The organism is Accumulibacter sp., assembly GCF_032229525.1.
GTDB lineage: Bacteria > Pseudomonadota > Gammaproteobacteria > Burkholderiales > Rhodocyclaceae > Accumulibacter.
Map to the genome: position 1 here is coordinate 7,335 of NZ_JAVTWB010000121.1, position 11,181 is coordinate 18,515.

Annotated in this window: 10 protein-coding genes; 8 read left to right on the forward strand and 2 right to left on the reverse strand. The window is 61.1% G+C overall.

Going from position 1 to position 11,181, the window contains the following annotated elements:
* The coding region (locus RUW20_RS08225) for a helix-turn-helix domain-containing protein (RefSeq protein ID WP_313951722.1) at positions 1-377 on the forward strand (377 nt) is incomplete at its 5' end.
* The gene (gene ampD / locus RUW20_RS08230; RefSeq protein ID WP_409559327.1) at positions 374-958 is read left to right on the forward strand and encodes a 1,6-anhydro-N-acetylmuramyl-L-alanine amidase AmpD; all 585 of its coding nucleotides are present in this window, start codon (positions 374-376) and stop codon (positions 956-958) included. The genes RUW20_RS08225 and ampD, both read left to right, overlap by 4 nt.
* A gap of 46 nt (positions 959-1,004) precedes the next feature.
* Here ampD and RUW20_RS08235 read toward each other — a convergent pair whose 3' ends face one another.
* Positions 1,005-2,165, reverse strand: a complete 1,161-nt coding sequence (locus RUW20_RS08235) for a pyridoxal phosphate-dependent aminotransferase (protein WP_313951723.1) — start codon at positions 2,163-2,165, stop codon at positions 1,005-1,007.
* A 107-nt stretch (positions 2,166-2,272) separates the two neighbouring features.
* Positions 2,273-4,111, reverse strand: coding sequence for a phosphoenolpyruvate carboxykinase (GTP) (locus RUW20_RS08240; RefSeq protein WP_313951724.1), 1,839 nt, complete (start codon positions 4,109-4,111; stop codon positions 2,273-2,275).
* Positions 4,112-4,473: 362 nt separating this feature from the next.
* Here RUW20_RS08240 and RUW20_RS08245 point away from each other — a divergent pair, with 362 nt between their 5' ends.
* The 6 genes from RUW20_RS08245 (at position 4,474) to RUW20_RS08270 (ending at position 11,122) form a co-directional block, all read left to right on the forward strand.
* Positions 4,474-6,774 (forward strand): NADP-dependent malic enzyme, encoded by a 2,301-nt coding sequence (locus RUW20_RS08245; protein ID WP_313951725.1) that lies wholly within the window; start codon positions 4,474-4,476, stop codon positions 6,772-6,774.
* A gap of 105 nt (positions 6,775-6,879) precedes the next feature.
* Positions 6,880-7,677: a patatin-like phospholipase family protein gene (locus tag RUW20_RS08250; protein WP_313951726.1), complete on the forward strand. Its 798-nt coding sequence runs from the start codon at positions 6,880-6,882 to the stop codon at positions 7,675-7,677.
* The gene (locus RUW20_RS08255; RefSeq protein ID WP_313951727.1) at positions 7,678-7,833 is read left to right on the forward strand and encodes a hypothetical protein; all 156 of its coding nucleotides are present in this window, start codon (positions 7,678-7,680) and stop codon (positions 7,831-7,833) included. It abuts the gene before it with no gap.
* Positions 7,834-7,956: 123 nt separating this feature from the next.
* Positions 7,957-9,027 carry a D-alanyl-D-alanine endopeptidase gene (gene pbpG / locus RUW20_RS08260; protein ID WP_313951728.1) on the forward strand — a complete coding sequence of 357 codons (1,071 nt, stop codon included), beginning with the start codon at positions 7,957-7,959 and terminating at the stop codon, positions 9,025-9,027.
* A 438-nt stretch (positions 9,028-9,465) separates the two neighbouring features.
* Positions 9,466-9,936 (forward strand): hypothetical protein, encoded by a 471-nt coding sequence (locus RUW20_RS08265; protein WP_313951729.1) that lies wholly within the window; start codon positions 9,466-9,468, stop codon positions 9,934-9,936.
* Positions 9,937-9,997: 61 nt separating this feature from the next.
* Positions 9,998-11,122, forward strand: a complete 1,125-nt coding sequence (locus tag RUW20_RS08270; protein WP_313951730.1) for a hypothetical protein — start codon at positions 9,998-10,000, stop codon at positions 11,120-11,122.
* Positions 11,123-11,181 lie beyond the last annotated feature (59 nt).

Here is an 11,181-nt window from a genome sequence, read left to right on the forward strand (position 1 = left end):
TGGTCGAAGCGCTGTTGCAGCGCATCTGCGGCGCACAAGCGCCGCGCCTGGAGCCGCAAGCCCTGCGAGCGCTGGCCGCCTATAGCTTCCCGGGTAACGTACGCGAACTCGAAAACATTCTCGAGCGAGCCACCGCGCTGTGCGGCAATGGTTCGGTGACCGTCAACGACTTGCAGTTGGCGCCGGAAAAGGCGGTTGATGGCAGCATCGGCCGAGACGGTGAGACGCTCGACGAATACATTAACCGCGTCGAGAAGCAGGCAATTCTCGAGGCGCTGAACAAGACCGCTTTCAATCGGACCGCGGCCGCCAGATTGCTCGGCGTCAGCTTCCGCTCGCTGCGCTATCGCATCGAGCGGCTCGGCATCGAAGAGTGAAGCCTGTTGGCCGCCGTGGCGCGGGTCGCGGGATAGATGCTGACGGCTGGCTCGACGGCGTTTGCCGTATCGAGTCACCGAATCGCGATGAGCGTCCGGATGGCGAACCAGTGTCGCTTATTGTCGTGCATGCGATCAGCCTGCCGCCCGGGGAGTTCGGTGGCGAGTCGATTGTGCGGCTGTTTACCAATCAACTGGATCCGTCGGCGCATCCGTATTTTCCGCAGATCAGTACCTTGCGGGTGTCAGCCCATTTGCTGCTCCGACGAGAGGGTGGTGTGATCCAGTTCGTGTCTTGCCGCCAGCGTGCGTGGCACGCCGGTTTGTCCTCTTGGGGTGGGCGGCAGCGTTGCAATGATTTCTCGCTGGGCATCGAACTGGAGGGCTGTGACGAGTTGCCCTTCGAGGAAATACAGTACCGCCGTTTGCTGGATGTCGTTCGGCTGTTGTGCGCGCACTACCCGATCGAAGCGGTGGTCGGACACAGTGAGGTCTCGCCCGGCAGAAAGACCGACCCGGGACCTTGCTTCGACTGGCGGCGTCTGGCAACGATCGGCGATCTGCCCGGTGCCTGTCGCTGACGGGCACTATTGGGTGCTGCCGGCGAGTACTTCTCAAAAAAATTGCTCAGCCCAGAAAGCGACGGATTCGGTCAACTGCCTCGGCCAGACGTTCGACACCCGCTGTGTAAGCAAAACGCAAGTGTTTCTCCGGCGCGTTACTGCCGAAATCGAGTCCCGGAGTGATCGCCACGCCCGCCGATTCGAGTAATTGGCGCGCGAAACGATCGCTGTTGTCGGTCAGCGCACTGCAATCGGCGTAGATGTAAAAAGCGCCCTCCGGCTTGGTTGCCAGGCGGAACCCGAGGTTTTCAAGCGCTGGCGCCAGGAAATCGCGACGTCGGCGGAATTCGTTGCGCCGCTCCTCAAGGATGCTGATGGTGGCCGGGGTGAAGGCCGCGAGCGCGGCGTACTGCGCTGGTGTCGAAGGCGAAATGAAGAGATTCTGCGCGAGTTTTTCAATGTCGCGGCTGAAGCGCTCGGGAACGACCAGCCAGCCCAGTCGCCAGCCGGTCATGTTGAAGTACTTGGAGAAGCTCTGCACGATGAAGATGTCGTCGCCGAACTGCAGGGCCGTCGGCACCTCGCGCTCGTAGGTGAGGCCGTGGTAGATCTCGTCGATGATCAGTTGCCCACCCTGCTGCCGGACGAAGCCGGCAATCGCGGCCAGCGTCGCATCGTCCAGTAGGGTGCCGGTGGGGTTGGCTGGCGACGCCAGGAGAGCACCGGCGCTGCTCTCGTTCCAGTATTGTTCGACGTCGGAAAGGGTCGGCTGAAAGTTGTTGTCGGCGTGGACGGGAATGCTGATCGGGACACCTTCGAAGCTGCGGACGAAGTTGCGGTTGCACGGATAGCCAGGATCGGTGAGTAGCCACTGGCTGCCGGGCTCGGCGAGGCACGCCATGGCCAGCAGGAGCGCGCCCGAAGCGCCGGCTGTGACGACGATGCGCGAGGGTGCAACGGTCACACCGTAGCGTGTGGTGTAGAAGGCTGAGATGGCCTGGCGTAGTTCGGGAAGCCCGAGCGAGGGCGTGTAGAACACCCGGCCGGTGGCAATCTGGGCCTGCGCCGCGGCGACGATGGGCTCGGGCGTCGGGAAATCCGGCTCGCCGACCTCCATATGAATAATGTCGCGCCCCTCGGCTTCGAGTGTCTTGGCCCGCGCCACCAGCTCCATGACGTGGAAGGGGGCGATCTCGGCGAGACGCTTGGCGGGAAAAGTCGGCATGATCGATTGGTGGCGCTTGTAGGAAAGGAAGCAGTTTAACCACAAGGCGTTTGGCAGGCGAAAGAAAGGCCGCCCGCAGGCGGCCTTTCGATGGCTCGATCAGACGATCAGGCTGCCTGGAACTCCTTCTCGAGTTCGTTGCGGATGTCTGCGAGTTTGGGCGGCAACTTGTCGCCCATCTTCGCGAACCACTCCTTGACGCCTTCCAGTTCGCTCCTCCAGGCCTGCTGGTCAAGGCTGGTGACGCCGGCGAATTGGTCCTTGGAGAAGTCTACGCCGGACCAGTCGATATCCTCGTAGTTGGGCATCCAGCCGAGAGCGGTCTTGCGTGCGGAAACCTTGCCCTCGCAGCGGTCGATGATCCACTTGAGGATGCGCGCGTTGTCACCGAAACCGGGCCAGGCGAAGCCGCCCTTTTCGTTCGTCCGGAACCAGTTAACCATGAAGATCGGCACCGCCGTGTCGGCGGCGTTACCCATCTTCAGCCAGTGGCTGTAATAGTCAGCCATGTTGTAGCCGCAGAACGGCAGCATGGCGAACGGGTCGCGACGCACGACGCCCTGTTGGCCGAAGGCAGCAGCAGTGGTCTCCGAACCGAGCGTGGCGGCAGCATAGACGCCGTGATCCCAGTCAACCGTCTGGCAAACCAGCGGCACGGTCGAGGCGCGACGGCCGCCGAACAGGAAGGCCGAGATCGGCACCCCTTCGGTGCTCTCCCACTGGTCGTCAATGCACGGACACTGCGATGCCGGTGCCGTGAAGCGGGAGTTCGGGTGCGCCGCCTTGGTGCCCTTCTCCTTGGCGATCGCCGGCGTCCAGTCGTTGCCCTGCCAGTCGATGGCGTGCTCGGGTGCCGGGCCCATGCCTTCCCACCACACGTCGCCATCGTCGGTCAGCGCGACGTTGGTGAAGATGGTGTTCTCGGCGAGCGAGGCCATGGCGTTGAAGTTGGTCTGGTCGTTGGTGCCCGGGGCGACGCCGAAGAAGCCTGCTTCCGGGTTGATCGCGTACAGACGGGTGACGCCATTCTGGTCCTGGCGCGGCTTGATCCAGGCGATGTCGTCACCGATGGTGGTGACCTTCCAGCCGCCCAGGCTGGCCGGCGGCACCAGCATCGCGAAGTTGGTCTTGCCACAGGCCGACGGGAAGGCCGCGGCAACGTAGTGTTTCTTGCCTTCAGGCGATTCGACGCCAAGAATCAACATGTGTTCGGCCATCCAGCCGTCATCGCGCGCCATGTTGGAAGCGATGCGCAGGGCCAGACACTTCTTGCCGAGCAGCGCGTTGCCACCGTAGCCCGAACCGTAGGACCAGATTTCACGCGTCTCCGGATAGTGAACGATGTACTTGGTGGTCGGGTTGCACGGCCAGCGTGGATCCTTCTGGCCGGGTTCCTTGGGCGCGCCGATCGAGTGCACACAGGGGATGAAGGTGCCGTCGGTGCCGAGCACCGGGAAGACGGCCTTGCCCATGCGGGTCATGATCTTCATGTTGACCACGACATAGGCGCTGTCGGTGATCTCGACGCCAATCTGGGCGATCGGTGAACCGACGGGACCCATCGAGAAGGGAATGACGTACATCGTGCGACCCTTCATGCAGCCCTTGAAGACACCGTTCAAGGTTTCGCGCATCTTGGCCGGGTCTTCCCAGTTGTTGGTCGGGCCGGCATCTTCTTTTTTCTCGGAGCAGATGTAGGTACGGTCTTCGACGCGGGCGACGTCGGAAGGGTCGGAAAACGCCAGGAAGGAGTTCTTGCGCTTCTTGAGTTTGGTGAAGGTGCCCGCTTCTACCAGCTCGGCACATAGACGATCATATTCGGCTTGCGAGCCATCGGCCCAGACCACCTGGGCTGGCTCGGTGAGGGCAGCAATATCGGCAACCCATTTCTTCAGGCGTTCATGTTTGACGTAGTCCGGGGCATTTATCGAAACAGTCTGGTTCATGGTAATCACTCTCGAAGGAAGGTGGAGGAGCGGAACTTACCGTGGCGTGGCGCGCGCAGAAGCAGGCCAACAGAGCCGGGACCCGGAAGGGTCCGTCCAGCCCAATTGGGGGCGACGCGTCGGTCGCGGCTGGCGAAAAACAAGCCTGGTGCAGCAGGGGAAATCGGCATGCTAGGCGTTGGTGCTACAAGGTTGTCGGGGTTTGTGTAATTATGCCACAGGTCCAGCCCGCGCTGGCCATCCATCGCCAAGCGCCGTTCCGCCCGCAGGGCCGAGCGCGAGACCTCCAGGCCCGTCGTTGATCGACCGCCAGAGAGCCACAAGCGGCCGCTTTTGGTTAGATATTCCATCAGGAGAGAGTCATGAACAAAGACAAAGACCAGTTGCGTACTGCTGCCCTGTTTTATCATCGCAATCCCAGACCGGGCAAGATAGCGATCCAGCCGACCACCCAACTGACCAATCAATACGACCTCTCGTTGGCCTACTCACCAGGGGTGGCTGCGGCTTGCGAAGAAATTGTCGCTTTCCCGGCGGAGGCGAGCACTCTCACTTCGCGCGCCAATCTCGTCGGCGTGATCACCAATGGCACGGCAGTACTGGGTCTCGGGCCAATCGGTCCACTGGCGGCCAAGCCGGTTATGGAAGGTAAGGCCGTATTGTTCAAGAAGTTCGCCAACATTGACGTTTTCGACCTCGAGATTGACGAGCTCGACCCCGATCGTCTGGTCGAAATCATTGCCTCCCTGGAACCGACTTTTGGCGGCATCAACCTCGAGGACATCAAGGCACCGGAGTGCTTCTACGTCGAGCGCAAGCTGCGCGAACGGATGAAGATCCCCGTCTTCCATGACGACCAACACGGTACGGCGATCGTTGTCGGCGCGGCAATCCTCAACGGCCTGCTCCTGCAGGGCAAGGATCTTGCCAAGGTGAAGGTGGTCACCTCCGGCGCTGGCGCTGCCGCCTTGGCCTGCCTCGATTTGCTGGTGATGCTGGGGATTCCGGTCGAGAACATCTGGGTCACCGACATCAAGGGCCTGGTCTATGAGGGGCGCGTCGAGGACATGGACGAGATCAAGGGGCGCTACGCCAAGGCCACCGACGCGCGCACCCTCGGTGACGTGATCGGCGGTGCCGACGTTTTCCTCGGGCTGTCAGCCGGGGGGGTTCTCAAGCAGGACATGGTGGCGAAAATGGCGCCGTCACCATTGGTCATGGCGTTGGCCAATCCCAATCCCGAAATCCTGCCGGAGGATGTCAAGGCGGTGCGTAGCGACGCGATCATCGCCACCGGGCGCTCGGATTACCCCAACCAGGTCAATAACGTACTGTGCTTTCCGTTCATCTTCCGCGGCGCGCTCGATGTCGGCGCGACGACCATTACGGAAGCGATGAAGCTGGCTGCGGTCAAGGCCATCGCGGAACTCGCGCGTGTCGAGCAATCGGAAGTGGCCTTAAAAGCGTATGGCGAAAAGGTGGCCAATTTTGGCCCCGAGTATCTGATTCCCAATCCTTTCGATCCGCGTCTGATCAGGAAGATCGCACCGGCGGTTGCCGAGGCGGCCATGGAATCGGGAGTGGCAACCAGGCCGATCAAGAACATGGACGCCTACCGCGATAGTCTCGACGAATTCGTCTATCACTTTGGCTTGATCATGAAGCCGGTGTTCTCGCAGGCCAAGCAGGCGCCCAGACGGATAGTCTTTGCCGAAGGTGGCGACGAACGCGTGCTGCGCGCGGTGCAGGTGATCGTCGACGAAGGCATCGCAAAACCGATCCTTATTGGTCATCCGGGTCACATCAGCCGCCAGCTCGAGGCGGCTAACCTGCGCGTGCGGCCGGGTGTTGACTTCGACATCATCTACACCGGCTACAACGACTTCGTCGAAGATCATTTCGAGGTCTACTGGAAGGAGTATCGGCGCTTGATGGAGCGCAAAGGCGTTTCGGCCGATTTCGCCAAGCGCGAGGTGCGGCGTAGTCCCTCGTTGTTCGGCGCACTGATGGTCCGCATGGGTGACGCCGATGGTCTTATCTGCGGCACGCTCGGTAGTCATGCCGTGCATCGTGGGTACGTCGAGAATGTCATCGGCTTGGCGCCAGGCGTGCGCAGCCTGTACGCGATGAGTGCGCTGCTGTTGCCCGATCGCACGCTGTTCATCGCCGATACCTATATCAACTACGAACCTTCTGCCGAGCAGCTGGTGGATATGACCTTGTTGGCCGCCGACGCGGTTCGTCGCTTCGGTGTGACCCCGCGAGTTGCCCTGCTATCGCATTCGTCCTTCGGTTCCGAGAACACGCCGACGGCCCTGAAGATGAGAGAAGCGCTGCGCTTGCTGAAGGAGCGCGCACCGCGCCTGGAAGTCGAAGGTGAAATGCACGGCGACGCGGCGATTGACGATCAGATACGCCAGCGCGTTTTTCCCGGGGATGCGCGCCTGAAAGGGCAGGCCAACCTGCTGATCATGCCCACGCTTGATGCGGCCAACATCTCCTTCAACCTGTTGAAGATCGCCGCCGGTGACAACCTGACGATTGGGCCGATCTTGCTCGGGGCGGCGCAGCCGGTGCACATTCTGACGGCGACGGCGACGGTTCGCCGGGTGGTCAACATGACAGCTCTGGCCGTCGTCGACAAACTGATGAACGAGCGTTGATCGCTGCGCATCGACCGGCGCCATTTGATGCGTAGCGGTGACCGCTGCCCTCCTGCCGTTGATACCGATGGCCGCTTCCTCGGCAAACCGCCACCATGAAGCCTGATGGCGAACGGTAGAATCGCCTTGGTTCTCGGCGGAGGGGGCGCGCGTGCCGCGTATCAGGTCGGCGCCTTGCGCGCCGTAGGAGAATTCCTCGGCCACTCGACCCGGAACCCGTTTCAGATCTTGTGCGGGACTTCGGCTGGCGCTGTCAACACGGCCACCCTGACCGGTTACGCCTACAACTTTCGCGCTGCGGTCGAAGCGATCGACGAGGTCTGGCGCAACATTCATGTCGGGCAGGTCTACCGGGCCGATCCGATCGGCATTGGCCGCACCGGCGCTGCTTGGCTGGGCGCTTTCCTGCTCGGTTGGGCGGTCAAGTGTCGTCCGCGGTCCCTGTTCGACAATCAGCCCCTGCGCCGACTGCTTGAGCAGAAACTTCGCTGTCGCAACAGTGAGCGTTCGCTAGCCAAAAGTACTCTCTACACGGTCAGCATCACGGCCTCCCGGTATGCCACGGGCGACGGCGTGCGTTTCTTTCCGGCGCATCCGAAGGTGCAGGCATGGCGGCGCAGGCAGCGCATCGGTTGTCGGGCGCAGTTGTCAGTCGACCATGTGATGGCGTCAAGCGCCATTCCTTTCATTTTCCCGGCCGTACATCTCAACCGCGAGTATTTCGGAGACGGGTCAATGCGCCAACTGGCGCCGATTTTCCCGGCGATTCCTCTCGGCGCCGAAAAAATTCTGGTCATCGGTGTCGGCCGAATGAGTGAGGTGAGGCAGCGGCAGAGCTTCCGACGCTACCCGACCCTGGCCCAGATTGCCGGACATGCACGTGCACTTCCATGGGCAGTGTAAATGCTGCTTCGCGGCCTTGGCGCAATGAACCGGCGCGGTGGCGCCTTGACCAGCTATCTGCTCTTTGAGCAATCCTACACCGGCGCGCTGATCGATCTCGGCTATCGGGACGCGATGGTTCGCCAGGACGATGTAAAGACTTTTCTTGATGCCTGAAGACATTTCATGTGCTACATTACATAGTCGAGCTATCTTCTTATTTTTTTGAATGTATGGTTCTTTCGGACGATGGGCTGCGTTAGAATCATGACAAATTGTAGATCGTGCAGGAGGTTTGCGATGCGGATGATGCTGAGAGCAGTGATGCTGTTGGGGGCCCTGATGGGCACCGGGCTGATGTCAATGGAAGCCGCGCACGCCGCGGACAAGGCCAAGAGCAAGGCCGAATTACACAAGAGCAAAGCAGCGGCGACGAAAAAGGAGAAGGCTGCGCCGAAGGCGTCGAAGTCGAAGTCCAAGTCCACTCGCGTCGCCAGGAGTAGCAAGTCGGCTTCGCCGGTGGCAAAGAGCAAATACGCGCCGGTTGGTCAGAAGAAGAAGGTGAGCCCGGCCTTTGCCAGCGATGCCGATCTGTGGCAAGACCATGAGCACCTGGCGGTCCGCTCGGGTTCGGCACTGGTGATTGCGCAGGATAGTGGGCAGGCGCTGTACGAGAAGAATGCCAGAGCCGTCGTCCCTATCGCCTCGATCACCAAGATAATGACGGCGATGGTGGTGCTCGACAGCATGCCTGATCTGCAGGCGCCGATTACCATCACCGATGACGACGTCGATTACTTGAAAGGAAGTCGATCGCGTCTCCAGGTAGGAACCGTCCTGACGCGCGAGAGGGCTTTATTGTTGGCGCTGATGTCCTCCGAGAACCGCGCGGCCAACGCACTTGGCCGTCACTACCCGGGTGGTTTGCCGGCTTTCGTGGCGGCTATGAACCGCAAGGCGGCCTCGCTCGGGATGGCCAGGACGCACTTCGAGGATCCCACCGGGCTGACCAGCAACAACGTTGCCACCGCACACGACCTGGCACGAATGGTTGCTGCCGCATATCGCTATCCATTGATCCGTGAGTTCTCGACGACCTCGGGCGCCACGGCTGAAGTGAGAGGGCGCGAGCTCGAGTACCGCAATACCAATCAGCTGGTCAAGAGCCCGACCTGGGAAATTGGCCTGTCGAAGACTGGCTACATTCAGGAAGCGGGCAAGTGCCTGGTCATGCAGGCAACCGTTGCCGACAAGCCGGTGGTTATCGTGCTGCTTGATTCAGTCGGCAAGCAAACGCGCATTGGCGATGCTATTCGCATCAAACGCTGGATGGAGAGCGCGTCGGTATCGGGCAAGCCCAGTCCCGCTTGATCTGTCGTGCGGGCTGATAGCTACGGCCCTGCCGTGGTTTTTTCCCCCAGACGGTGGCTCGCTCGTTGCTCCAGGTCTCGAGCCGGCGACCAGGTGTCGATGGTCCGCCGTCGGATCGAAGTCGTCGCGCCTGGAAAAGATGTAAAGGCCGGTTGACTGCAGTCGTGAGTGGAGCCGGCATCCGTTTCGGCCTTGCTTGAGCTGGATGGGCCACGCCATCACCCACGGTACTGGCGCTTGTCACGCAGCAACTGACAACGGCTAAAGCGGGGCGAACCCCGGCGCGTGGGGGTTGCGCGCGGGGCGATGCGGCAAAAAGGTCGTTGGGGGAAGCGCGCTGAAGGGTTCTGGGCGTGATTGTCAACATAGAACCCACGACCCGCGGCGCTCGACAAATTGCGATTGGTTTGGCCGCCTTGTCTGGTAGCATGCGCCGTGATGGAAAAGCTTCTCCCTATTAAATTCGTGACTTCGCGCGGGCGACTGTTGTTGCTCTGTGTGCTGGCGGCTGTCCTGCCTGTCGCCACGGCGGCTGCGCAGACGGCTGAGCCGGTGATGGTGGTGATCACGCATCCGACGACCAGTGAAGAGGGGATTCCCCGAGCGTCCTTGCGCGCCATTTTCGGCATGCTCTTGCAGCAATGGCCTGGCAGAAAGCCGGTCAAGGTCTTCGTTCTGAGGGATGACGCGTCCGAGCATGCCACGTTCAGCAAGAGTGTGCTGCAAGTGTTCCCGCACCAGTTACGGATGGCTTGGGACCGACAGGTCTTTTCGGGTCAGGGACAATACCCCGAGCAGGTGAGTTCGCCCCAGGAGATGTTGTCACGAGTGGCGTCAACCCCGGGGGCAATTGGTTACGTCAAGGCAAGCGAGGTCGATCAGAATGTGCGTGTACTCAAGATTCGCTAAGGCCGCGCGCAGCATAGCCCTGTTTGGCGCCCTGTCGCTCTCGGCAGCGCTCGCGCAAGCAGTGGATTTCCTGGACGGCGATCTCCAGGTGCACGGTTTTGCCACCGGAACGCTGGTGAACACGAGCGACAACAATTGGTTCGGCAAGAGCGATGACCAGATCAGCAAGGACTACTGGGAAATAGGTGCAAATGCTTCGTGGCGGGTGACGCCCGACGTACAGTTGTCAGCCCAGGCGCTTTCGTATACGGCGGGTGGGACTGATGATGGCGACGCGCGCCTGGATTACGGCCTGGTCGACTGGACGGCAGTGTCGAGCGAAGCAGGGCGGGGCGGAATTCGGCTGGGACGGTTCAAAACCGCCTATGGCCTGTACAACAAGACGCGCGACGTCGCGTTCACTCGACCGAGCATCATCCTGCCGCAATCGATCTATTTCGAGCGAACGCGCAACCTGACCGTTTCCGCCGATGGCGGGGAGTTATACGTCGAGCGTTACGGCGAAAATGGCACTCTTTCCGCCAGTTTCGCCTTGGGCCAACCGCAGACGGACACCGAGGCGGCGCAGACGGCCGTCATTGGTTCGAACCGGCCTGGTCACATCGATTCCAAGCTGGCGCCCGATCTCCAGGTCATGTATGAAGGGGCAGGCGGCCGGTATGTTCTGGGTTTCACTGCTGTGCATCTCGAACTGAGCTACAAGCCCGGTGTTGGAGACCGGCTGCAGGCCGGAACGCATAGGCTGACGCCGCTGATATTTTCTGCCCAGTACAACGCCGAAGACTGGAGCCTGACGAGTGAGTACGCAAGCCGTCGCATCTCGGCCCAGGATTTCGGCCCGTTTTTCTACAATGGCACTACCGTTGGCGAGAGCTATTATCTGCAAGGAACCTATCGACTGGCTCCGAAGTGGGAAGGGGTTCTACGTTACGATGCCTATTACGCCGACAAGGCTGACCGCGATGGCAAGGACTTTTCGGCGGCCACCCGTCTGCCCGGATTCACTCGTTTCGCAAGGGACTGGACGGTTGGCGTCCGCTTTGACGTGACTCCGCAGTTCATGTTGCGGGCGGAAGCGCATCGCGTCAACGGCACCGGCTTCCTGCCCGTGCAGGACAATCCCAACGCGCAGGATCTGCGCCAGTATTGGGACACCTTCATGTTGCTCGGATCCTTCCGGTTCTAATGCCCGCGAATGCCGGATACGCTATCCCCGCCGAAAACCCGTAGCGGTTCCAGATTTCT

Excerpts from the sequence above, each read along its gene's own strand:
- RUW20_RS08235 (WP_313951723.1), bottom strand. The coding sequence starts at position 2,165 with ATGCCGACTTTTCCCGCCAAGCGTCTCGCCGAGATCGCCCCCTTCCAC.
- RUW20_RS08240 (WP_313951724.1), bottom strand. The coding sequence starts at position 4,111 with ATGAACCAGACTGTTTCGATAAATGCCCCGGACTACGTCAAACATGAA.
- RUW20_RS08245 (WP_313951725.1), top strand. The coding sequence starts at position 4,474 with ATGAACAAAGACAAAGACCAGTTGCGTACTGCTGCCCTGTTTTATCAT.
- RUW20_RS08250 (WP_313951726.1), top strand. The coding sequence starts at position 6,880 with ATGGCGAACGGTAGAATCGCCTTGGTTCTCGGCGGAGGGGGCGCGCGT.
- RUW20_RS08255 (WP_313951727.1), top strand. The coding sequence starts at position 7,678 with ATGCTGCTTCGCGGCCTTGGCGCAATGAACCGGCGCGGTGGCGCCTTG.
- pbpG (WP_313951728.1), top strand. The coding sequence starts at position 7,957 with ATGCGGATGATGCTGAGAGCAGTGATGCTGTTGGGGGCCCTGATGGGC.
- RUW20_RS08265 (WP_313951729.1), top strand. The coding sequence starts at position 9,466 with ATGGAAAAGCTTCTCCCTATTAAATTCGTGACTTCGCGCGGGCGACTG.